Genomic DNA, 21881 nt, shown 5'->3' with positions numbered 1-21881 from the left:
GGGTTGGGGAGAGGGGGTCCCGGGCGAGATAATCGACGTGAGACTCGCTTCCGCAATCATCTCGCGTGTGACAACATGTGTCGAAAGATTGCCGGACGGCACCTTGGTCAATTTTCTTTGACGAACACGACAGCCCCGCGCCGTAACGACGCGCGACCGCCTGCGTACGAGAGATTGTCCGTTCACCGCAGGTGGACGCGCCCCTCCACTCACTCGATCCGAGCATTTGTCATGATGATGAACAGACGCACTTTCTCGACCGCCTTGCTCGCCGGCGCCGCGGCTTCGCTGGTGTCCTCGCGCGGCATGGCCGCAACCACGCCGCCGGTGAAGGCGCGCAACGTCGTGCTGGTGCATGGCCTGTTCGCCGACGGCTCCTGCTGGACCGAGGTCATTGCGCGCTTGCAGGCCGCCGGGCTCAATGTGACGTCGGTGCAAAATCCGTTGACCACGCTGCCGGAAGCGGTCGCCTCAGCGCAGCGCGTGCTCGATCGCCAGGATGGCCCGACGGTGCTGGTCGGTCATTCCTTCTCCGGCATGATCGTCACCGAGGCCGGCGTGCATCCGAATGTCTCGGCGCTGGTCTATGTCGCCGCGCGCGCACCCGATGCGGACGAGGACTACACCGCGTTGGCAAAAACCTATCCGACGCCGCCGGCCAGCGCCGGCATCGTGTTCGATGGCGACGAAGGCCGGCTGTCGGAAGAGGCCTTCCTGCGCGATTTCGCCGGCGACCTGCCGGAAGCGAAAGCAAAGGTGCTCTATGCCGTGCAGCAGCCGTTCCACAAGCAGCTGCTGGCCGGCAAGGTCAGCCACGCGGCCTGGCGCAGCAAGCCGAGCTACTACGCGGTCTCGACCGAAGACCGCACCATCAATCCGGATCTCGAACGCTTCATGGCGAAGCGGATGGGCGCCACCACGATCGAGGTGAAGGCGAGCCATCTCGCGCTGATCTCGCAGCCCGACGCGATTGCGCGCCTGATCCTCGACGCTGCGGGGCAGTCGAAGTGAGCGTGGGCGCCAACTGCGCTGCAGAGCGCGCCCGCTTCTCCCACGCGCGATAACGAAAGCAGCCCTGGGGGCGCGGCGACGCTCCCAGGGCCGCTTTGCGATTCGGTTCCGCCTAGAGCCTATTCCGTTCCGATTGCATCGGAACGGGGCTCTAAACTCTAGTTTTGACGCGTTTCTTCACGCGAACCGGTACCCACTTCGCTCGAAAACGCTCTACAGGATGTGCGCGCCATGGCTGTCGAGGATGCCGTGATGGCTCGCGCGTGGAATCAAATCATGCACGACGGCATCGACGTCGACCTGGCGCTTGCGCTTGGTGCTGAGCGCGTTCAGTAGCGTCGCGACGAGGATCATCACCAGGACGCCGGCAAGACTGAGCACGATCTGCATCGAAAGCCGGTTCGAGCTGTCGAACAGATCAAACTGGCTGACGAGCGCCAGCAGGACGCCGAGACAATAAATCGGCAGCGAATTCTCGCCACAACACCGCGCGCTGCGCAGGATCGGGGTCGATAGCCCTCGCCAGCCCTCGGGAACCAGCCATAACGCCACGATCGCAAGCGCCAGAAAATGCAGCAGCCGCAACGGACTCAAGTTCGATTTGTCCAATGGAAACAATAGATCCGTCAGGATCGGCGGGACCAGCTTGATGTCCTGGCCCAGCGCAAGGACCAGGCTGAACGCCAGATAGAGAGCAGAAAGAATGAGCGCAGGGCGCGACGTCACCCATCCTCGGATCCTCTTCCTCTCGATGACGTACCACGCGCCCAGCACGACCGGCAGCTGCCACGCCAGCGGATTGAAGAACCAGACGCCATCGGGCCAGGCAGGAACGCTCCAGCCGAAGACGTGCACCAGCGCATAAAGCAACAACGAAAGGCCAAGCGTCATGTTTGGTGCTCGCAGCAGCAGCCACAACAGCGGCGCGAACAATACGTGACAGATCACAAAGACCGGCAAGACATCGGTATTGACGGGGCGGTATTGCAGGATCGCGGCGTGCGCAAGCGTGGCGCCCGGACGCTCGAACAGGACCCGCGTATTGCTCTCGTCGGCAAGACGGTCGCTGCCCGTGAGGTAGACGAGGATGGCGCAAGCGAGCGTAAGCAGCAGAAAGGCGGCATAGATGTCCCATCCCCGTCGCAGCGAACGGCCGATCATGCCGCTCCAGCCGTCACGCTGACGCGCTCTGCCGTAGGCCAGTGCGCAGGTCACGCCCGAGATGAACATGAATATCTCGGCGGCATCGCAGAAGCCGTAGTTGCGCAGCGTCAGCCAACTTCCGACGTTATTTGGAATGTGATCGAGAAAGATCCACCATAACGCGATCCCGCGGCAGACATCGATGCGCGGGTCGCGGCCGGTCGATCTGAACTCCGGCGGAGTTTCGCCGATCAATCGCTTCGAAGTGTGGGTTCGATCAAGCATCTGTTGATCTGTCTGGCGTGCGCGCGCGGCCTGATCGCGTACAGGTCCGTGAGCCGATCGGACGCTCCGAGGCGTGCGCGTGCCGGACTAGCCTCCGGTCAACCTATGGGATTGCGCGCTGCAGCTATCCGATGGTTGGCGGCGCTTTCGCGGGCCAGCCACGTTCGTCGAGGCCAGAAGGATCATCGTCCTCCGACGGCGCCAGCAAGGTTCCGCCGATGACCGGTATCAAAAGCTGTTTCCGCATTTCGGCGAGGCGGGCACGGCAGTACTCGTGATAAAGCATGTCGAATATGGTGGACATGATCGAACCCTTTCCTGATCACTAAGGCTGACTTCCCATGTGACAGATTTCGACCATTTCAACCGGGGCCAAAAAACCAACGGTGCCGCCGGCAGTCCAACGAATACTGATAGCGATTTGGCCGGAGCGACCAAACAAAATCGAGACCAGTAGTTCTACCAGGGAGCCTTGCGTGCGGCTCCTTAAGCTGGGTCAATCGCAAACAGGGTCGTAGGGCTGATTTGCGCTTGCACTCTGCCAGGAATGTTTGAACCGGATCCGATGGCAGCAATCATAAATTGAGCCGTCACGACCGTATCCTCTTAAAGGAGAAAAATCGGCTGCGACTTTCGCGGATATTATACACGTAATATTCTGGCGACTGAGTGAACCAGTTCACACTACTATCAATCACAGGCAAATCAGACTAGCAGACTGATAGCGTGGCTTCTTGGACTCATGCGCACGGATCAAGAGCAGGCCGGTGCGTGAATTGCAAAATGCAGATTCCGACGTTGGTGTGCCGCAGTACTTCATTCTGATGTTCTGTGAAGGCTGGAGGTCCCCATGCCTACGGACGCAGCCAATTTCATATCGTATCGATTTTCAACGCGCGATCTTCCGGAGCGCATTCGCATCCCCGCATGGCGCGAGCACTTTGGGCGATGCGTCGTGCATGCAGATATCGAGCCTCTATCGAACGTTCCGTTCCAGGCCGATGCGTCCCTGTATGCGGTTCGGGGTTTGCGTACGCTCGCGCTGAAAGGCACTTCCATGCGTTTTAAGCGCTTGCAAGCGAACCTTGCCGATGGTGATGACTCAATCGGCGTAATCTTCTGCTCTTCCGGCGGAAGCCAGCTGTCGCAGCGCGGCGGCGAAGTTGAAGTTCGCGGCAGCGATGCAATCGCAATTCTGCATTCCGAGCCCGTCAGCGTTACTTATGTCGAGGGATTGCAATTTGGTCTGGCCGTGCCGCGCGAGGTGCTTGCGCAGCGCTTGACCGACGTCGAAAGCCTGGCCATGCGGCCGATTTGGCACCGGACCGAAGCATTCCGGCTGTTCACGGCATATCTGAAGTCGGTCATTAAGACGAGGGCGCTGTCCGCCCCCAGGCTTCATGATACGGTCGTGACCCACATCCATGATCTCATCGCGCTCGCAATCGGCGAGGGGCCTGCCTTGGGCGAGAGCAGCGCGAGCGCCGTCGTGGCCGCTCGGCACAACGCAGTGCTCGACTACCTGGCCATACACTTTCAGGAGCCCGGGCTCAGCGTTCAAACGGTCGCCCGTTGCCAGGGCATTTCACCTCGCTATCTGCAGCGCCTGATGGCGTCATCGGGGTCATCGTTCACCGAGCGCTTGAATGAATTGCGTCTGCAACGGGCGCTCAAATTGCTGACCGAGTCTCACGCCAGCCGTCAGCGAATTTCCGATATCGCGCTGGAGGTTGGTTTCTCGGACGTTTCGTATTTCAATCGCCTGTTCCGAACGCGTTTCGGCGATTCGCCGCGCGGCGTCCGCCTCGCCCGAAAGGATTCTCACTGAGCCACGCTGCCCTGATCGGCACGTGTCCAGGATGCCCCTTCAGGATCGCCCCTCTTGATCGAGGGGGAACGCGGGCCAGAACCAGTTGCATGCCGGGTGGGCCAAAAGCTGACCGTGAGCAATGCCCACTACGAGTCGATCACGAGCCCGGCTCTTCATCGCGGGTTCGGTGCCGGCCGCCAGGAAAGGTCATCCGACCAAACGTAGATGGCGATTGCCGCCAGGCACAAAGCGATGCCGATCCAGAAAATTGGCGAATGATGGATCGGCCGTCGATGGCCCGGAGCTGGCTTCATTCGATCAACTCATCGCGCGGGAGCATTGAGGTCGGCAATCACCCGGAATTGAGAGTGTTGCTCAGGCAAGACGTCCTCTGCAAGACCTTGCATCACAGGCACGCCGCCGGCGCGGCCGCCATTTGCTGCGAAACAGTCCAGCAGCGGACGCCAGGCCGCTCCCGCTCCCCGGGCGGCGTCAACCGGAGATGGATTCCGGGCTCCGCGCGTAGGATGGGTGGAGCGCAGCGATACCCATCATTTTTATCCGCGCGGTGAGATGATGGGCATCGTTATGGCAACCGGTGTTGCCAATTCGACACGACGGGCAACTCAGCAAAACCTGTCAAGCCGTCGCGAGAGAAGTATTTCGGTTTATCGGAATGAAAACTCAGTGTATGGTTCGCCCGTCTCACCCGATCGAGGGGCGCTTCGCGATCGTCACGAACGCGGTGTGGGATGCGGTGGACGCCAAGCGCGCAGTCGACGAATGCGCGTGAAGCGGACGGTGAAGTCGTGTGGTCCTGACGCCCTAGCTAGCGGCAGGTGTCTCGTCGCAACACGCGAAGGCGTGACGCGATGGCGGTGACAAGCAAGCCCAGTCTCGCCGGGGAGAGCACGAAGTAAGCCGTAACCCATCGCGCAGGGAAAGCCGGAGTTCCCGGTTACACCTGTGGTCCTACCCCCTAGCTTTCTACCTTTTGCTCGGGGCCCATGGGTGCGATCGGCACCCGGCTTTCCCTGCGCCCTCTGTGAGAGGAGGGCGGAACGAAATCCAAAGCTCGGACAAATCAATGTCGCGAGAATGCGGATGTATGGCTCACAGATCGTGCAACACACTCGCCGTCGTCCCGGCGAAGGCCGGGACCCATTACCACAAATGCGAATTGTTGCGTGGCGCAGGGGCAACAGCCTGTTTCCAACAACACAATCCTGTGGTTATGGGTCCCGGCCTTCGCCGGGACGACGGTGGAGTGTGCGGAGAAAGTCGCGCGACGAACGCGAAGCTGCATTCTCACCCACATCTGTCATCGCCCGGCTCGACCGGGCGATCGAGTACGCCGCGGCCCCTCGGCTCAAGTACCGGCGTCTCTGGAATACTGGATCACCCGCATGCGCGGGTGATGACACCGCGATGTTTGATAGTGAATCGAGAACCATCGCCAACGTTGGCGAGGCGCAGGTCGGGACGACGTAGCTCAACTGCTGCTGCCGCTCGACGTGCCGCGCACCACGCGCTTGATCTTGTCGGTGGTGTAGGTCTGTCCGCCGATCGAGAGCAGCGGCGGCGAGGCGGTGAGGTCGACGGAGTCGACGACGCCCTGCACTTCGGTGGAAATCGCGAGGTCCTTGCCACTGGAATCCTTGCCGGTGGCGGTCAGCGTGTAGGTGCCGGCCGGCCATTGCGTGCCGTCATTGCCCTTGCCGTCCCAGACGAAGCTGGCATTGCCCTGCTTCAGGTTGAAATTGCCGGAATAGGCGGTCTGGCCGGTCGAGCTCGTGATCGTGATGGTGGCGCTGGTGGCTTGCGGGGACACCAGATTCCAGGTCGCCGATTTGTCGAACTGCGTCTTGCTGCCGTCGACCGCAACGGTGTTGCCGACATAGACCAGCGCCTGGGTCGACTGCGCGCTCTTCTCGATCTCGATCAGCGACTTCAGTTGATCGTTGGATTTCAGCTGCTGCTCGACGCCGGCGAACTGCACGAGCTGCTGGGTGAACTGGTTGGTGTCGAGCGGATCGAGCGGGTTCTGGTTCTTCAACTGGGTCGTGAGCAGCGTCAGGAAGGTCTGGAAATTGTCGGCGATACCGGCCGTCGTCGTCGACGCACCGGTGCTGCTGCTGCTACTGCTGCTCCCGGAGCTTGTTCCGCTGCCGGTGCTCGGTGCGGAGACGACGGGCGTCGGCATGGTTGCATCGACTGACATCGTGAACTCCTTACACTCTGATATCGACGCCGCCGAGGGCGCCGGTTGCACGTCCGTAGGAGCGGCCTGCCACCGCGGCGGGAACGCTGTCCTCCTCGGCGACGATCAAACGGTGGGCATTCGGGTTGGGCTGGCCATTGTTGTTCTGGCCCGACTGCGACTGGTCGCGCAGGCTGAACTGCAGTCCGCCATTGCCGGTCGAGAGGCCGGCATTGTCGAGCGCGCGCTGCAGCTGGTTGGCGTCCTGGCGCAGCATCGACAGCGTTTCCGGGCGCTCGACGGTGAGATGCGAGGTCACCTGGCCGTTACGATCGACGTCGATGCGGACATCGATGCGGCCGAGCTCGGCGGGGTCGAGCCGGATCTCGAAGCGGCTCTTGCCGCTCTTGGCGGAGGCTGCGATCTGCATCGCAAGCCCGCTGAGCGGCACGGCGGCGCTTTGCGCGGCGGTGGTCACGGTCAGTTGCGCGGTCGCGGACGGCGTCGTCTGCGTGGTCGTCAGTTGCGGCTGGACTGCGTTCGAAGCCTGCGCGGAGGGATCGGGCGTCGTGAGCTGGGTCGACGCAGCCGTGTGGCCGCCGACAGGCGACGTTGGTGCGGCGCTGCCGTCGCCGCTCGCATCGGCCTTGATAGCATCGGCGGCACCGTCGGCAGCCGCCTTCGCCTTGCCGGCGGCCGGCGCGGCTGCGGGAACGATGGTCGTCGGCGCAGCCGGTGCGGCGCTGCCGCCGTCCGCCGCTGCGCTGTCCTGGTCCGCAGGTGCCGTGGCGGTCGCGTCCTTCGCGGCCACCTGGACCTTGGCCTGCGTCGGCTTCGTCGGTGTTCCGGCGGCAATTGTTGCAGCGAGCGTCGCGTCGCCGGTCGCTGTCGCTGCGCCCTCGACCGTCGTTGCATCGGCTGTGGTGATGACTGGAGTCTCGGTCTTGACGCCGGCCGCCTTGGCGACCTTGCCGGCATTCGCCGTCGTGGCCGCCGCCGTTGCGGTGTCGGCGCCGGTAGGCGCACCGTTGCTGCCCGGCGTCCCGGTGCCGGCGATGGCCGCGCTCGCCGCAATCGCCGCGGCCGCGATCGCAAGCGGTGCGGCCGGCTGGTCGGATGGCGTGGTGGCCGTCGCTGCCGGGTCAGTCGCCGGAGCAGCGGTCGCGGCAGCAATTACCGCGGCGGCCGTGGCAGCACTGGATGGATCGGGCTGCGCAACGGCTTGCGTCGTGGCCGGCGTGTCATCGGTGGATGGCGTATCGGTGCTCGCGTCATCCGACTTCGATTTCGACTTGGTCTTGCGCGGCGCGTCGCTGTCGCTGTCGACCTTCTTGTCGTCAGGCGAGCTGCTGGAATCCCGCGTCCGGTCGGGGGCCGTGCTGCTGCCGCGGGAGCGCGCATCCGTCGTCGAGGACGAATCGTCGGAGCGGCGCGACGGCGCCGGTTGCGAGTCGTAGCGGCTCGAGTCGTTGCTGGACACAGTGCTGCTGTCGACCAGCGCGGCAAAGCCGTCGTTCCCCGCCTGCGCGGCGGGGTCGGGCCGCGACGACCGCGGCGTCGTGCCCTGAAAAGACCGGCTTGCCAATGCTTCCGACGTGACGCTGACCACTGCCAACCCTCGCAAATGAGACTTCCGGGCTTTTGTCAGCAAGGAGCGGGCCAATCATGGCGTGTAATAAATGCCAAGCTATTTCAGATGGTTACGTGTCGCGCCCATGGGCTGGAACAGGTTCCCAACGGGTCTCCTTTTTGCCCGGCGGCAAGATTTGCCGTCCGCGCGCGGCAAGGTGTCGTTTCCGCCGGATTGCCTCACCGGAATACGGCCTATATTAAGGGTGGCCTCCGACGCGTCCTGAACCGACCGAAGCCGCCGTGGATGCGTTCTAAGGCTTTCTGGATAAAAGGCTTTTCCAATTTCGTCGCGGAGTGCGTAAGCTCGCCGCGACACTGCTCAATGACCCCTTGAAGATGCTCAACAGTCTGGATCTCGAAGGCCGCCCTGAAGACACACGGATCGTCGTCGCCATGTCCGGCGGCGTCGACTCGTCGGTGACGGCTGCGCTGTTGAAGTCGCAGGGCTATGACGTGGTCGGGATCACGCTGCAGCTCTACGACCACGGCGCCGCGACCCATCGCAAGGGCGCATGCTGCGCCGGCCGCGACATCCACGACGCGCGCAATGTCGCCGAGCGGATCGGCATCCCGCATTACGTGCTCGACTATGAAAGCCGGTTCAAGGAATCCGTGATCGACAATTTCGCCGACAGCTACGCGCTCGGCGAGACGCCGGTGCCGTGCATCGAGTGCAACCGTTCGGTCAAGTTCCGCGATCTGCTCGCTACCGCGCGCGAGCTCGGTGCGCAGGCGCTCGCCACCGGCCACTATGTCGCCTCGCGCCGGCTGGCCGACGGATCGCGCTCGCTGACTTGCGCGGCGGATGCCGATCGCGACCAGAGCTATTTCCTGTTCGCCACCACGCGCGAGCAGCTCGACTTCCTGCGCTTCCCGCTCGGCGACATGACCAAGCCGCAGACCCGCGAGCTGGCACGGCGCTTCGATCTCGAGGTCGCCGACAAGCAGGACAGCCAGGACATCTGCTTCGTGCCGACCGGCCGCTACACCGACATCATCGGACGGCTGAAGCCGAACGCGATCGCCCCGGGCGACATCGTCGATCTCGCCGGCAATGTCGTCGGCCAGCACCAGGGCATCGTTCATTTCACCGTCGGCCAGCGCAAGGGTCTCGGCATTGCGTCGGGCAGCCCGCTCTATGTGGTCAAGCTCGACGCGGCGACGCGCCGTGTCGTGGTCGGGCCGCGCGAGGCGCTGCGGATGGATCGCATCGCGCTGCGCGACGTCAACTGGATCGGCGACGGCGCGCTGGATCGCGTGATCGGCGAGGGCATCGAGATGTATGTCCGCGTGCGTTCGACGCGCGCGCCGCAGCCGGCGTGGTTGCGCGCCGCCGATGGCGGTTATGAGGTCGAGCTCGTCGCCGGCGAGGAGGGCGTGTCGCCCGGCCAGGCCTGCGTGTTCTACGACGCGGCCTCGGGGCAGGCGCGTGTGCTCGGCGGCGGCTTCATCAGGAGTGCGAGTGCGAGCCGCGTGGCGCGAACCGCTGTGCGGGATGCGACGGCGGCGCTCGCGGAAGCGGTTCGCGGATAGATCAAAGAAAATTCGGGGCAGGGAATGGCTGGGGACATCGACCGCGAGGGGGTCGAAAAGGCGTATGGCCGCTGGGCACCGATCTACGATCTGGTGTTCGGCAAGGTGTTCGATCAGGGCCGTCAGTCGACGATTGCGGAAGCGGACCGGATCGGCGGGCGCGTGCTCGATGTCGGCGTCGGCACCGGGCTGTCGCTGTCGGAATATGCGCGCACCACAAAACTGTGCGGCGTCGATATTTCCGAGCCGATGCTGCGGCGGGCGCTGAAGCGCGTGCGCGCGCTGGGCCTCTCCAATGTCGAGACGCTGGCGGTGATGGACGCCAAGAACCTCGCATTTCCGGATGCGTTCTTCGATGCAGTGGTCGCGCAATACGTCATCACCGCGGTGCCGGATCCCGAGGCGACGCTCGATGATTTTGTTCGCGTGCTGAAGCCCGGCGGCGAACTGATCCTGGTCAATCACATCGGCGCCGAGAGCGGTCCGCGCCGCATCTTCGAGCTCGCCTTTGCGCCGCTGGCGCGGCGGCTCGGCTGGCGTCCGGAATTTCCGTGGGAGCGGTTGACCAATTGGGCGGCCAAGCACGGCGGTGTCAGCCTCGCGGAGCGTCGGCCGATGCCGCCGATGGGCCACTTCTCGCTGATCCGCTTCCGCAAATCGTGAGGCTGCGGCAATTTTCATAGGGAACATCGGCGCGTCGTCACGGTTCTCCCGTCATGAGGATTCGAACGCTCGCTTTATCCTGTGTGCTGATGACGGCACCCATTGTGGCCGCCGCGCAGGCGCCGCCGACGCCGGCCACGCCGCCGGCACGGACCGCGCCGCCGGCACCGTCGCGCGCTGCCGTGAATTGCGGGCCGCAACAGCCTTCGCATCCCGGCGTCGTGGTTCCGGAGGGAACCACCACCGGGCAGGCGCTGGGCGACAAGCTCGCCAAATCCGACGGCGTGCTGTGCCCGCCGGCCGGCGTCGATCCCGAGATGCAGGCGCCGACCCCGCAAGGCGGCAACACGCCGGTGATTCCACCGCCAGGCAGCCGCGGCGGCGACCCGTCGGTCCGGCCGAAATAGCCTCTGTCTGCAATAAGTTGCTGACATGTCCGCCTTTGCTTGACAGGCGAGCATGCCACTCTTTATATGCCGCCCGTTCGCACCCGCGGCTGCACGCCGACGTTCGCGAGCCCATGGCGGGGTAGCTCAGCTGGTTAGAGCACGGGAATCATAATCCTGGGGTCGGGGGTTCAAGTCCCTCTCCCGCTACCATCGTTCCCCCCGACATAGCTATGTTCGGAAAAAGGGCTGGGTTGTCGCAAAGCGCGGCCAGCCGACCTCTTATGTCGATCCTCACACTCCGGTCATCCTCCGCATTCGCTTTGGTTCCCGCACCGCCAGGCCGGCTTGGGCTGGCATGCACGATGATTGCCGTGACCAACTCGCGGACGGTCGCGAACTCGGTGGGGTTGCCGCGCTTCAGTTCATCGGCCAGTGCCACAACGGCGCGCTTGTAGCGGTCGAGCGCCTTCGGGTGCAGTGCGATGACGTTGTCGCTTTCCTCGGCGCTTACAAGCCCGGCCACGACTTTGTTTTTTTCGGCCTCAAGTTCCTGCATGCGGGCGACGAACCGTTCCGGCGGCATGCCCGCGACGACAATGGAGTCAACGATCCGGTTCATCTCGCGCTCAATCTCGCCAAGCCGCCGTTCCAGCCGTGCGCATTCGTTGCTCGCCTCCTTTTTAAGGCGCTTGCGCTCGATATTGTAGGCCTCGACATATTCGGTGAGCACCACGGGGTGCGCGAGGTGCTGGCCCAATCCCTTGATTGCGAGCGCCTCGATGTCGTCGAGGTAAACGCGGCGGCTATTCTTGCAGGAACCGCTCTCGCGATACGCCGTGCACTGCAGGCGGAGACCCTTGGCATCGCTCCCGATTGACGCCATGCCACTGCCGCAACAGCCACACTTAATAAGTCTAGAAAACACTCGCTTCGGCGCGCGAGCCTTTTGAGCCGCCGCTGGCGTTGCGTCGCGGCGGCGCTCGATCTTGATGGCCTGTGCGGCCTTGAATGTCGCGTCATCAACAACGCGTAGATGCGGAGCATCGACGATCTTGTATTGATCCTTAGGATTGGGCCGCGAGAGACGCTTGCGCGTCACCGGGTCTTTCACCATGCGCACCTTGTTCCAAACGATGCGCCCCGCGTACAGATCGTTCATGATCATGCCGCCGCCACGTGACACGTTGCCATTTATTGTCGACGCGTTCCACAGGCCTCCGCGAGGAGGCTGGACACGTCGATTGTTGAGGTTGTGCGCGATCTGGCGCGGTGTCTGACCGCCAATGTAGTCAGCAAAATTTTGGCGGACGATCTCGGCCTCCTTCTCGACGATCTCCAACTCGCCGGGCTTGCCGGAATCGCACGATAACCGTACGCGCGACCGCCTGCGTGTCGGCCATCGCGAATGACACCCTCAAGCCCGCGCCGAGTGTGGACCGCCAAGTCCATGAGATACTGCTCCCCCACGAGCGCACGCAACGCGCCGTCGATCAGCATGATGAAAGCCATGGGACTTGCCGCCACTGCGACTGACGGCGTTTTCGCAACACGGCTCGCCGCACAGGGCTTTACCGGCCCTTCCGGTACGCTCGATTGGTTGGCGTCGAAGATGAAACCCGCCAAAGAGGGTTTTGCCGTTGACCTTGAGCTTGGGGGATACCGGCTGCCCCAGGTGGCATTCAAGCGCTTCCCCGTGCAAATTGAGTTGCAGGCCGCAGCAGAGGCTGGCGCATTACTCTCGGCGAAGATCAAGGGGCGAACACAAGAGATACGGGCTATTACGGTTGAGAGCTATCCCGGGATAATCGAGCGCGTTGCGGATCCTGCAAAATTCCGGCCGCAGACGAAGGGTACCGCCGATCACAGTCTTCCCGTTTGCGTCGCGATGGCTCTTCTCGACGGCGATGTGACTGTAGCGCAACTCGAGAAAGACCGCAGGCGAGCCAAGGACGTCATGGTGCTGGTGGAGAAGACGTCGGTGAAAGCGGGATCTTCTCTGATGGCCAAGCTCCCCAAGGGACGCGGCGCCAGCGTAGAGATCGTTTTCGCAGACGGTCAGTCTCTGCGCGAGACCGTGGAGGTTCCGGAAGGCGACGTCGAGCGCCCCCTTTCGCGATCGTCCCTAGAAGGTAAATTCATGAACTTTGCGGTTCCAGTCGTTGGCAAGGCTGGCGCAGAGCGGGTCGTTTCACTCGTCGATGGTCTCGAAGAGTTAAAGGATGTACGAGAATTGGCCCGAGCCCCTAGGGGAAGCGGAAAACAAGATCCGGCGTGAACTTGAACCGCTGGTCAACGGGGTAATAGGAATAACGACGTCGGGTGAGGCCCTTTGCGGAAGCGCCACGCTGGCTATCGAAAGTCCGGTGTCGGGAGTGACGCGGACCTCGCGGTTGCGCGTTCCGACGTCCCAATTTGACCCGAAGCTGACTTCACGCCTTATCCCGACAGACGAGACTTTGAGGAGGGTGTCGCAGAAAGCCGAGTCTTTGTCGTATAAAGCCCTACCCAATTTCCGAAGGCGGAATAAAAGGGCCGCGCTGGCGCTCTCGTTCATATCGTGTGGAGAAATCTATGCCGGCTCTTTTGCCCTGCTCGTTGTTCGAAGCTCATCTAAATGTCAGTGAACTGAGCCGCTCAACAGCCTTTTATTCCGAAGTGCTCGGACTTGAACTGGCACACCTTGATAACGAGCGCGGTACCGCTTTCTTCTGGATCGGTAAACGAGGACACTCGATGCTCGGATTGTGGGCAGGCTCTTCGTCGCCAAATGTGATGCAGCTCCATCTCGCCTTTCGCGTGGAGTTGGAAGACCTTTTGCGTTGGCAGCAGCAGCTCACTAGTGCAGGTGTTGTTCCTCTGGACTTTTTTGGCTTGCCGGCGGCGGAACCCTCCGTCATAGGATGGATGCCTGCGGCTTCCATCTTCTTCAGGGATCCCGATCACCACCTTCTTGAACTATTGGCGTTGCTCCCAAATGAGCCCTGCCCAAGTGCCGGTATCGTGAGCTACAGCACCTGGATGCAGCAGATAAAGACCGATCAAAGCGCCATGAGATGACCGGCCGACTTCCGAAACAAAATTCCGCATCTTCCGTCCTTCCCACGTTCCAAAATCAGGACGAAAAGCGCCTCGCTTCGGCGCGAGCAGCCCTTGCAAAGGCACGGCAGATGCGAGTGGACAATCCTCGTCCCTCACGGTTGCGCGTTCCGACTTCCGAGTTTGACCCGAAGCAGACATTCCCACGCCAAAGCGCTCTTGTTATTCAATCGTCGCGTCCTCATCGCGCAATGGCGAGCGGATCGCACTCGAGAATGACGTCGTAGTCTAGCGTCGGCCGCCCATCAGGCGCAGCATCATCATGAACAGGTTGATGAAGTTGAGGTAGAGTGACAGCGCGCCCAACACTGCCTTGCGGCCGGCCGAAGTGGTGTCATCGCCGCCGTCGTACATCCCCTTGATCCGCTGGGTATCGTAGGCCGTGAGCCCCGCAAAGACGCCGACTCCGATAATGGAAATCATCCAATCGAGCCCGCTCGATCTCAGAAACAGATTGACCAGGCTAGCGACAATGATGCCGATCAGGCCCATAAGCAGGAACGTTCCAAATCCAGACAAGCTTCGCTGGGTACTGTAGCCCCAGATACTGAGCGCGCCGAAGGCCGCCGCTGAGATGAAGAACACTCTGGTGATCGAGGACTGTGTGTAAATGTGGAAGATAGTCGACAATGAAATCCCGACCAGGGCCGCATAGAGGAAAAACAATCCTCGCGCAGCTTCCACCGACAGCGTGTTGATTCGTGCACTGATAAAGAACACTAAACCCAGTGGCGCCAGCATTAGCACCCACATCAGCGGACTTTGAAGCAATTCAGGGCCGGTGAACTGATAGGTCAAAAACGCGGCAACGCCGGTCAAGCCAACGCCGGCGGCCATGTAATTGTATACGCGCAGCATAAAAGCGCGAAGGCCGACGTCTATCGCTATGGCGCCGTTTGCGGGGAAGCCCGGCGCAGCTGCATTTCGATCATAGTTCGACATGAGTTGTGTCCTTCTTGATAGGCTCCTGTGGGAAGTAGCCGACTGTACTCGTGATTTACGGCTTCATTGCCGGGGAGACGGAACACTCATGATCGCTCCCACGTTTCGGTAACGCCCGGTGAGGTCCGCCTCCGCCCTGGTACCGAAGATTGCGCTCATGAACTTAACAAAAATGCTCATCCCTGAGTCCAACATCCTTCGGCGTTGGGCGGCACTTCCTAGCCGACAGCGTAGTGGCCGGCCGGTGGCAGCGGTCTTGATCTGGATCAACAGTATAATTGCTCAATCACGCCCGTTGCCGTTTCGCGATGTCGTTGCCCGCGCGCCGACGAGGCGATCGATTGAGCTGGCCATGTCCGCATTTGGCCTTAGCTGACGTTTGCTCAGAACGCCGCAATGTCCGCTGTCGGGAGGGAAGTCGACGAAGGTCGAGCGAGGCGTCTATGGTCGGCTTTTGACCCGGAACGGACATTGACTACCTCAAAATTAAAGATGAGGGTCTTGGTTTCGCCACCAACGAAAGGTTGCGACCATGTCCAAGACGTTAGCCTCATTCGTCGGATTGTTGGCCTTCCTTCTTGGCGCGACGGTCAATGCGCAAACCAAAGCCGACAGCGATTTCAAGGTCACCTTGCTCGGCACTGGCACGCCGATCCCCGATCTAGATCGTTTTGGCCCAAGCACGCTCGTAGAGGCGGGAAATCAGAAACTGCTTTTTGACGCTGGGCGGGGTGCTACTATCCGTTTGCTGCGACGAAGAGCACGATCATGAGCAGGATCGATGCGCTCTTCATTACCCATTATCATTCGGACCACACGTTGGGCATCCCCGATCTATGGCTTACGGGGTGGTTGGGGAATAGCCGGAAGGAGCCATTCCGGCTGATTGGCCCGGTCGGTGCCAAATCGCTGATGAGCAATCTGGAAAGCGCTTACGCTCTGGACATCAAAATCCGGCTGGAGGACGAAAAGCTGTCGCCCGAAGGCATCGCAACAGTCGTGGAGGAGTTCGACAAGGACGGCGTCGTTTACGATAAAGATGGCGTCAAAGTGATTGCTTTCACGGTCGATCACGGGGCGGCCATCAAGCCTGCCGTGGGTTATCGCATTGAATACAAAGGGCACGCGGTGGTGATTTCGGGCGACACCCGCTATGACAGAAATGTCATAAAGTACGGTACCGGCGTTGACCTGCTGATACACGAGGTGTGTGTCGTACGACCTGAACTGCTGTCAAATGCCTACATCCAGCGCGTTGTCGACCACCATACTAGTCCGCGGGAAGCTGGGCAGATATTTTCGTTGGCCAAGCCGAAACTGGCCGTCTATTCGCATCTAGTTTTTCTCGGCAGCGACAAGGTTCCTCGGGCAACGGTTGACGATATCGTCGCGGGAACGCGCGAAACCTATGACGGTCCGCTGCAAGTTGGCGAGGACCTGATGTCGTTCGAAATCGGCGATACCGTCACTGTACGCCAGCGTAATCCGTAGGAAGCAGATTTGAGGCTGTGATGTCAGCCGTTAGCGGGAAAACCGCGAGGGCACGTCTCCCGTTGGCCCGCGGTCGTCGACTGTCGTCATCGCAACGGCGATGCCAAGCGCAAACGCGTATTGGCGTCGATGTCCTACTTGTCCGGCATTAGAATCTTGCCGACGAGCTCGAAATCCATCCCATTGGGCTGGAGAACGAAAAAATCGCCCATGGCAATCGATGGTTCAAGAACAATGTTGGAAATGTTGAGATCGTGGGTGATCATCACCAGGTTCGCAGAAGCGCGGTGGCTCCGGATGTCTTGCAAGACCCGCTCCTGATCCAACTTGGCCTGATCGTCGGATAAGACGCCCGGGGGCATCAGATATTGGACCGGCGTCGCGCGACCGAATGCAAGCTTGCCGGTGTCGACGCAACGGCAATAAGGGCTGGTGAGGACCTCTCCGACCACAATGCCGTGAGCGCGGAACACTTCTCCGATGCGCTTGGCCTGCTCAATGCCGTGGGTGGAAAGGTTCACCTCCTCAGCGCAGTTACCGCGCACGAGGCGTCCTATTCCTTCTCGCATATCGACGTGAGTGTGGCGCAGCAGCACGATCTTGCCGCCTTGCCTTAGCGCGGCCCATACCTGCTCGTCGTCGGCAAAGGCGGGACCGGCCAAGATCGCCAGCAAACACACCAAACGAAGGAGGCGCGCAGCTACCCGACTGTTGAAGACTGTAAGCATGGGTAGGGATGCTCGGGTTCAACAAGAAGGGCCTAAGAGATATCATGATTTCGCGAGTTGGAAGTCGCAGGATCACTTCTGCTCCCCCATTGTCGCTGCGGCGCGCACGCCTGATGGCGTCTCGCCGAAGTATCGGCGGAACATGCGATTGAAATGAGAAACATCACCAAAGCCGACCCCAAACGCAATATCGATGATCGCCAAGCGCCGATGGTGCGGGTCAGTCAACATCGCGAAGGCACGCTCAAGCCGGCGTTCTGAAAGGTGCTCGGTGAACGACTTTCCGGTCCCCTCGTCGAGCAGTTTTTGCACGTATCTCCGCGACATGCCGAGCACCCCGGCGACATTGTCCAGATCGAAATTGGGATCGTTGAAGCGTCGCGCGACCACCGCCAGGATCGCCTGCAGCCTGGCTGCTTTCACGCCGCGGTCCGTAACGATGTTTGCAGCTTCGTCGGTCGTCCCGAGCGTCGCGGCCACGAGATCAAGGAGATGTACGCCGATGGTGGAGGCCAGTTCTGATGACGGAGGCTCTTTGAGGGTTGCGAGCGATCGCAGGTAGCAGCCTAGGAGTCTAAGCGCCGGTCCGGGACGCACCGGCCGACCTGATAGATCTTCCGGCTGCGCAACCAGAGACTTAAGGGCGGCAGCCTGCACGGTCACGTATCTGACTCTGGCACCACTCGGCCCAAATACTCGCAGCGGCCTTCCCCGGTCAATCAAACAAGCGGAGCCGGCATCATAGACATGTTCCTGGCCAGCATTTGCAAATTGGACCGGTCCGGTCTCGACGATGTTCAGTCCGAATTGGTCACAACTATCCTTGAGGTGGTGTTTGTGACGGATGAACTCCACCGGCGTGGCGACAACGCCACAAACGCCGACCGCGCCAAGCGGCAAGTAGGTGACGTCGATACGCGGGCGGCCGCCGCTGTGATCTATCACGTCCAATGCGAGGTTCAGCCGCGCAAACTCCTCACGGAACGTGGAGAACCTCGCGCGTTCCGGCAGCATCTCGGTCGACCATCGCAAAAGGTGAGATGATGTTGGCATCTCGACCTCCCACTTCGGGGCCCCCGCAAAAAATTATATCGGACGCGCTTCGCTGCATGTGTGAAATGGATTACAAAGGAGAGGTAGCCTGCGCGACATGACCGAGCGCGACGCGTTGCTCGCTGCACGCGATGAGTTGGCGCGCACCGCGCGCTGATTGTGGCGGCCAACGAGACCGCAGCTTCCTTCACTTGCGAGAACAACCAGCCTTTATGCGCTTAATCGATGCGATACCTTCAACGACGACTCATTGAAGTAAGGTTTTCGACCACGAACCGGGCTAAGTGGTTGCCTGCGTTCACGTCGGCCGTTGCAGACCTATTAAGTTTGGATCGGCAGCGAGGAGTTGAAATAAGGCTCTCTCCCCCGCGTACTTGGCGGCTCGCCGTGTCCGTTCTCGTCCGGGCATGAATGTATTGCCAGAATGGTCGCGAAGCTGCCACTCCCACCCGCGTCTATCACGGTCAATCAAGACGACTTCTAACATTGTCGCAGGCCGCCTTAAGCCGCGTCAGGCGATGCTCGTCGCGGGGCGTTCACGGCACCTAACTCAAGAGGAAAAATGGCCATCGACAGCGTCTCTATCGCGGTCTGCTCTTCGGAAATGCGGCGCTCTAGGTATTGACGCTCAAGCTCGGAGAGCTCCGTTGCGAGCAATTTACGGTAGCGATGGATATTGTTTCGGTGGCACCGCAATAGCACAAAATTTTCGTCGATCATCGTCGTCATTCCTCTGACGGTCGTTCTGCCTATCCTTGAAATATAAGGGCTATGCCCGTCAAAAAATTAGATCAGGCGGGTTAACTGTCAAGACGTCGGACGGCCGTTTTTTAGCGCCGGGGGAGGTTGCTTTGGCCCATTTCGGACGTACCGTAGTGTCCGACTTGAGTCTGGAATGCGTGCAAAAGCGGAAGCCCGCTGCGCTGTGGAGCTAACAATCAGCGCCGAATTTCGCGATCCACTGGACGGACCACAGGGGCGCGCACAACGGGGGCAATACCACCACCGGCCGAGGCCGCAACACGACGCCGGGCCTTACGACGCACCCGGCGGGATAGTCAACGTATTGGCAGTACACTACGGCAGCACTGGCCTTTTCTGCGCTTACGGCTATGAACCCAATGACCAACAGCGTGGATTCTTCTCCGCAAAGGTCGTTGTTCTGCAAGAGGCGTCACATAAGATCGCATCCAGCGGTTGGGCGTTGATTCAGATCAAAGCAGGCCACCACGATCTATCTGCTCGTGACACAGGACCCGTTTCGGACTTGGGAATAGAGGGACATCGGCCCACAATTCTGATACATACCATTTAATTTCCCCGAGCTTGGGGGTGCGTCTTGAGAAGCGAGCACGTAGAGCGGCCGCTGGCCGCGGACGTTCGCGGGCGTCGCAGGTCCGCAGAAATACAGCGGCAAGGGCATGGCGAACTCGCACGGGCGCCTGTCCGTTTTCGCATAGTTGGAAGTACGAGGCCTTGGTCTTTGCGGCTGTACGCGCGGCAATTAGGGCATGCAGCGATGTCCATCGGCCGACGCGTCTGGAGCGACGAGCATGATGTCGATAAAGTTGCCGCTGTGGCTTCGCTTTTTCCTGGTTATCGGCGTCGTCGTCTTTGCGGCAGGCGCATGTCTCCTTGGCTATCGGTACTACACTCGCCCGGTAACGCTGATCGTGGCGGTCGGCTCAATCGACGGCGAGGCTGCCAAGGCAATGTCAGCGATAGCAGGCGAGTTCGTTTCGACGAACGCGCCGGTGCGGCTCAAGGTTATCGACAGCGGCACCGCCCTTGAGGCCGCTAACGCCTTCTCCGCGGGTAAGGTCGATCTCGCCGTGGTTCGCGGCGATGTCGGTGACTTGTCGCAGGCGCAAGCCGTTGTCGTAGTCAGCCATATGGTCGTACTGATCATCGCGCCGCCGGGATCATCCATCGAGAGCATGGGCAACCTGAAGGGACGCACGGTCGGCGTGGTCGGCGGAGTAGCGAACGCGAAAATTGTCGATGTGTTGACCAAGGAATACGATCTGGCGGGCGCCAAAGTTGTATTCAAGAACCTTGCTTTGACGGATGTTCGGCAGGCCATTCAGTCAAAACAGGTCAGTGCCCTGCTTGTCGTGATCCCGCTCGCCGAAAAATACCTCTCACTCGTTCGCGGATTTTTTCAGCTCGACCATAAAATGGTCCCGGTACTGATCCCAATCGGGTCCGCGGGGGCAATTGCAGAGAATGTACGCGCCTTTGAAAGCTTCGACGTCCCGAAGGGCACGCTGCGGGGATCGCCGCCGGTCCCGGAAGATGACCTGACGACCCTGAGGACCTCGCTATACCTGGTTGCGCAAAAGAAGCTCGGCACTGATCTGGTAACAAGCCTCACGGAGGCGATCATGAGCGCGCGCAGGAATCTTCTGCGCGAGCAGCCGATTTTCGCGCAGATCACCGCGCCCAGCACCGACCAGGATGCCTACCTTCCGCTACACCCTGGCGCGGCAGCCGTCTACAACAGCACCACGCAGAGCTTCATGGATGAATACGGCAATTGGATCTATTTGACGCCGATGGTACTGGGTGGCGCCGCCACCTTGCTTGCGGCGGCGTGGAAATTCCTGGGCGTCGGCAACCGCGCAACCGAAGGCCCGCTCGATTCTCTCTATGCCTTGGCGCGCCGGATTCGGAAAGTCGATACAGAGGCTGAACTTTCGGATATCGAAGAAGAAATCGACGGCATTCTAAAGGCGGAGCGCGCCAAATCCGCTGCTGGAGACGAGAGCGCGGTGGATGATGCCACATTGTCCGTGGCAGCCCTCCGGCTGGAGAGCTTGATTCACGACCGACGCATGTTGATCGCTAAGGGACCCGCAGTTGCCTCCGCGGCGTAGGCGACACACCGCGGTCGACGCATCAGGATGCCCCGTCAACGATACGCGGCAGAGACCGAGGCTATGCTCAGGCGAACGAGCTTGAAGCTACGGCCTAAAACTGGATGACTAGCAGAGAGACGGCCGCTGCCTCGCGAGACACAGGTGAATCATGAATGCAATCGCGCTATCGTGCATCACGTTTCTATGCATCTCAGGTGGCGCCCTGCTCGGTATGTTCCTTCCTGGGCATCACCTGAGTACAGATGACAAGGATGTGGTCAGGCTGGGCACGGGCCTTATCGGGACGATAGCCGCGCTTGTCCTCGGCCTGCTGATCGCCTCGGCGAAGAGTTCCTACGACACGCAGAGCGCTCAAGTCACGCAGATGACGAGTAATGTTGTCGTGCTCGACAATCTGCTGGAGCAGTACGGACCGGAGACGAACGACGTCCGCAATCTGTTGCGGCGCAGCATCGTTGTTTTAGCCGAGCGAATGTGGCGCGAGAAAGGTTCCGAGGTTACCAAGGCGCATCCCTTCGAGGCGAGCGCCGCAGGCGACGCATTCTTTGCGAAGCTTCAGCGGCTTTCGCCGCAGAACGAGTCCCAGCGCTCCCTGCAAACCAGTGCCATACAGATCGCCACCGACATTGCGCAAACCCGCCTGCTGCTGTTCGCACAGACGAACAACTCAATCCCTATGCCGTTCCTGGTGGTGTTGATTTTCTGGCTCACCATCATCTTTGGAAGCTTCGGCCTGTTTGCCAAACCCAGCGCAACCGTTTTCGGCTCGCTGTTCGTTTTTGCACTGTCGGCCGCCGGGGCGATCTACCTGGTCCTAGAGCTGGGTCAGCCATTCGCGGGTTTGATGCAAATTTCCAGCGCGCCACTGCGCAACGTCCTCACGCCGCTCAGTCCCTAAGCCATTCGCATGATCGGGGTCGCCGGCCATAGCAAGCCCCGACTGCTATCGCGGTCGTCGCGATCTGCTGCATGGCTTTTCGAATTGATCAAGATGCGCGTTGTGCTGAGATGTCCGAATCTGGCCCT

Annotated in this window: 20 protein-coding genes and 1 tRNA gene; 12 read left to right on the top strand and 9 right to left on the bottom strand. The window is 61.0% G+C overall.

The window, feature by feature from the left end; all coding sequences use genetic code 11:
- The first annotated feature begins 231 nt into the window (after positions 1 to 231).
- Entirely contained in the window at positions 232 to 1011 is a 780-nt protein-coding gene (locus K359_RS0109545; RefSeq protein WP_029079134.1) for an alpha/beta fold hydrolase, read from the top strand.
- Positions 1012 to 1224: 213 nt separating this feature from the next.
- On the opposite strand, the gene K359_RS0109540 is transcribed toward K359_RS0109545, so the two are convergent.
- A complete protein-coding gene (locus K359_RS0109540; RefSeq protein WP_029079133.1) occupies positions 1225 to 2439 on the bottom strand; it encodes an OpgC family protein in 1215 nt (404 codons plus the stop codon).
- A 124-nt stretch (positions 2440 to 2563) separates the two neighbouring features.
- Complete coding sequence (locus tag K359_RS51555) at positions 2564 to 2743, bottom strand: hypothetical protein (RefSeq protein ID WP_035976386.1); 180 nt, start codon at positions 2741 to 2743, stop codon at positions 2564 to 2566.
- A gap of 546 nt (positions 2744 to 3289) precedes the next feature.
- On the opposite strand from K359_RS51555, the gene K359_RS0109530 reads away from it, so the two are divergent.
- Complete coding sequence (locus tag K359_RS0109530; protein WP_029079132.1) at positions 3290 to 4267, top strand: AraC family transcriptional regulator; 978 nt, start codon at positions 3290 to 3292, stop codon at positions 4265 to 4267.
- A 1474-nt stretch (positions 4268 to 5741) separates the two neighbouring features.
- Here K359_RS0109530 and K359_RS0109520 read toward each other — a convergent pair.
- Both K359_RS0109520 and K359_RS0109515 read right to left on the bottom strand, forming a co-directional pair.
- Positions 5742 to 6470 (bottom strand): flagellar hook assembly protein FlgD, encoded by a 729-nt coding sequence (locus K359_RS0109520; RefSeq protein WP_029079131.1) that lies wholly within the window; start codon positions 6468 to 6470, stop codon positions 5742 to 5744.
- A 10-nt stretch (positions 6471 to 6480) separates the two neighbouring features.
- On the bottom strand, positions 6481 to 8058 hold the full coding sequence (locus K359_RS0109515; RefSeq protein ID WP_029079130.1) for a flagellar hook-length control protein FliK: 1578 nt from the start codon (positions 8056 to 8058) through the stop codon (positions 6481 to 6483).
- 359 nt (positions 8059 to 8417) lie between these two features.
- On the opposite strand from K359_RS0109515, the gene mnmA reads away from it, so the two are divergent.
- From mnmA to K359_RS0109495, 4 genes are all read left to right on the top strand, one after another.
- Positions 8418 to 9614 (top strand): tRNA 2-thiouridine(34) synthase MnmA, encoded by a 1197-nt coding sequence (gene mnmA / locus K359_RS0109510; protein WP_029079129.1) that lies wholly within the window; start codon positions 8418 to 8420, stop codon positions 9612 to 9614.
- A gap of 24 nt (positions 9615 to 9638) precedes the next feature.
- Positions 9639 to 10277: a class I SAM-dependent methyltransferase gene (locus tag K359_RS0109505; RefSeq protein ID WP_029079128.1), complete on the top strand. Its 639-nt coding sequence runs from the start codon at positions 9639 to 9641 to the stop codon at positions 10275 to 10277.
- An 89-nt stretch (positions 10278 to 10366) separates the two neighbouring features.
- Entirely contained in the window at positions 10367 to 10684 is a 318-nt protein-coding gene (locus K359_RS0109500) for a hypothetical protein (RefSeq protein WP_371261141.1), read from the top strand.
- A gap of 115 nt (positions 10685 to 10799) precedes the next feature.
- Positions 10800 to 10876: transfer RNA gene (locus tag K359_RS0109495), tRNA-Met, on the top strand.
- On the opposite strand, the gene K359_RS58695 is transcribed toward K359_RS0109495, so the two are convergent.
- Positions 10833 to 12005 carry a recombinase family protein gene (locus K359_RS58695; RefSeq protein ID WP_084518353.1) on the bottom strand — a complete coding sequence of 391 codons (1173 nt, stop codon included), beginning with the start codon at positions 12003 to 12005 and terminating at the stop codon, positions 10833 to 10835. The genes K359_RS0109495 and K359_RS58695 overlap by 44 nt on opposite strands.
- A 168-nt stretch (positions 12006 to 12173) precedes the next feature.
- Here K359_RS58695 and K359_RS0109480 point away from each other — a divergent pair, with 168 nt between their 5' ends.
- Both K359_RS0109480 and K359_RS58310 read left to right on the top strand, forming a co-directional pair.
- A complete protein-coding gene (locus K359_RS0109480; RefSeq protein WP_198031131.1) occupies positions 12174 to 12941 on the top strand; it encodes an MmgE/PrpD family protein in 768 nt (255 codons plus the stop codon).
- A 296-nt stretch (positions 12942 to 13237) separates the two neighbouring features.
- On the top strand, positions 13238 to 13723 hold the full coding sequence (locus K359_RS58310; RefSeq protein ID WP_029079124.1) for a VOC family protein: 486 nt from the start codon (positions 13238 to 13240) through the stop codon (positions 13721 to 13723).
- A gap of 267 nt (positions 13724 to 13990) precedes the next feature.
- On the opposite strand, the gene K359_RS0109470 is transcribed toward K359_RS58310, so the two are convergent.
- Positions 13991 to 14704 carry a Bax inhibitor-1/YccA family protein gene (locus tag K359_RS0109470; protein WP_029079123.1) on the bottom strand — a complete coding sequence of 238 codons (714 nt, stop codon included), beginning with the start codon at positions 14702 to 14704 and terminating at the stop codon, positions 13991 to 13993.
- Between the two features lie 532 nt (positions 14705 to 15236).
- Between K359_RS0109470 and K359_RS64315 the strand changes: the two genes are divergently transcribed.
- Entirely contained in the window at positions 15237 to 15476 is a 240-nt protein-coding gene (locus K359_RS64315) for a hypothetical protein (protein ID WP_245284558.1), read from the top strand.
- The gene (locus tag K359_RS51550; protein ID WP_245284557.1) at positions 15473 to 16195 is read left to right on the top strand and encodes an MBL fold metallo-hydrolase; all 723 of its coding nucleotides are present in this window, start codon (positions 15473 to 15475) and stop codon (positions 16193 to 16195) included. The genes K359_RS64315 and K359_RS51550 overlap by 4 nt, the downstream gene beginning before the upstream one ends.
- A gap of 134 nt (positions 16196 to 16329) precedes the next feature.
- Here K359_RS51550 and K359_RS51545 read toward each other — a convergent pair whose 3' ends face one another.
- The 3 genes from K359_RS51545 to K359_RS51535 all read right to left on the bottom strand — a co-directional run bounded on the left by K359_RS51545 (position 16330) and on the right by K359_RS51535 (position 18696).
- Positions 16330 to 16923: a histidine phosphatase family protein gene (locus tag K359_RS51545; RefSeq protein ID WP_051346068.1), complete on the bottom strand. Its 594-nt coding sequence runs from the start codon at positions 16921 to 16923 to the stop codon at positions 16330 to 16332.
- A gap of 72 nt (positions 16924 to 16995) precedes the next feature.
- Entirely contained in the window at positions 16996 to 17976 is a 981-nt protein-coding gene (locus K359_RS57175) for an AraC family transcriptional regulator (protein WP_084518337.1), read from the bottom strand.
- 501 nt (positions 17977 to 18477) lie between these two features.
- The gene (locus tag K359_RS51535) at positions 18478 to 18696 is read right to left on the bottom strand and encodes a hypothetical protein (protein ID WP_035976424.1); all 219 of its coding nucleotides are present in this window, start codon (positions 18694 to 18696) and stop codon (positions 18478 to 18480) included.
- 833 nt (positions 18697 to 19529) lie between these two features.
- On the opposite strand from K359_RS51535, the gene K359_RS0109440 reads away from it, so the two are divergent.
- Positions 19530 to 20852: a TAXI family TRAP transporter solute-binding subunit gene (locus tag K359_RS0109440; RefSeq protein WP_029079121.1), complete on the top strand. Its 1323-nt coding sequence runs from the start codon at positions 19530 to 19532 to the stop codon at positions 20850 to 20852.
- Between the two features lie 151 nt (positions 20853 to 21003).
- Positions 21004 to 21753: a DUF4239 domain-containing protein gene (locus K359_RS0109435; RefSeq protein ID WP_029079120.1), complete on the top strand. Its 750-nt coding sequence runs from the start codon at positions 21004 to 21006 to the stop codon at positions 21751 to 21753.
- The last annotated feature ends 128 nt before the right edge of the window (positions 21754 to 21881 follow it).

It is taken from the genome of Bradyrhizobium sp. th-b2 (genome assembly GCF_000426785.1).
Taxonomy (GTDB): domain Bacteria; phylum Pseudomonadota; class Alphaproteobacteria; order Rhizobiales; family Xanthobacteraceae; genus Bradyrhizobium; species Bradyrhizobium septentrionale.
This window is presented reverse-complemented; position numbering and strand designations above follow the sequence as displayed.

Bases quoted from the DNA above. Each gene is read 5' to 3' on its own strand.
- K359_RS0109500 (WP_371261141.1), top strand. From the start codon at position 10,367: ATGACGGCACCCATTGTGGCCGCCGCGCAGGCGCCGCCGACGCCGGCC.
- K359_RS51550 (WP_245284557.1), top strand. From the start codon at position 15,473: ATGAGCAGGATCGATGCGCTCTTCATTACCCATTATCATTCGGACCAC.
- K359_RS57175 (WP_084518337.1), bottom strand. From the start codon at position 17,976: ATGCCAACATCATCTCACCTTTTGCGATGGTCGACCGAGATGCTGCCG.
- mnmA (WP_029079129.1), top strand. From the start codon at position 8,418: ATGCTCAACAGTCTGGATCTCGAAGGCCGCCCTGAAGACACACGGATC.
- K359_RS0109505 (WP_029079128.1), top strand. From the start codon at position 9,639: ATGGCTGGGGACATCGACCGCGAGGGGGTCGAAAAGGCGTATGGCCGC.
- K359_RS0109470 (WP_029079123.1), bottom strand. From the start codon at position 14,704: ATGTCGAACTATGATCGAAATGCAGCTGCGCCGGGCTTCCCCGCAAAC.
- K359_RS0109530 (WP_029079132.1), top strand. From the start codon at position 3,290: ATGCCTACGGACGCAGCCAATTTCATATCGTATCGATTTTCAACGCGC.
- K359_RS0109440 (WP_029079121.1), top strand. From the start codon at position 19,530: ATGATGTCGATAAAGTTGCCGCTGTGGCTTCGCTTTTTCCTGGTTATC.
- K359_RS0109520 (WP_029079131.1), bottom strand. From the start codon at position 6,470: ATGTCAGTCGATGCAACCATGCCGACGCCCGTCGTCTCCGCACCGAGC.
- K359_RS0109545 (WP_029079134.1), top strand. From the start codon at position 232: ATGATGATGAACAGACGCACTTTCTCGACCGCCTTGCTCGCCGGCGCC.
- K359_RS58310 (WP_029079124.1), top strand. From the start codon at position 13,238: ATGCCGGCTCTTTTGCCCTGCTCGTTGTTCGAAGCTCATCTAAATGTC.
- K359_RS51535 (WP_035976424.1), bottom strand. From the start codon at position 18,696: ATGATCGACGAAAATTTTGTGCTATTGCGGTGCCACCGAAACAATATC.
- K359_RS51545 (WP_051346068.1), bottom strand. From the start codon at position 16,923: ATGCTTACAGTCTTCAACAGTCGGGTAGCTGCGCGCCTCCTTCGTTTG.
- K359_RS0109540 (WP_029079133.1), bottom strand. From the start codon at position 2,439: ATGCTTGATCGAACCCACACTTCGAAGCGATTGATCGGCGAAACTCCG.
- K359_RS0109435 (WP_029079120.1), top strand. From the start codon at position 21,004: ATGAATGCAATCGCGCTATCGTGCATCACGTTTCTATGCATCTCAGGT.
- K359_RS64315 (WP_245284558.1), top strand. From the start codon at position 15,237: ATGTCCAAGACGTTAGCCTCATTCGTCGGATTGTTGGCCTTCCTTCTT.
- K359_RS0109480 (WP_198031131.1), top strand. From the start codon at position 12,174: ATGGGACTTGCCGCCACTGCGACTGACGGCGTTTTCGCAACACGGCTC.
- K359_RS51555 (WP_035976386.1), bottom strand. From the start codon at position 2,743: ATGTCCACCATATTCGACATGCTTTATCACGAGTACTGCCGTGCCCGC.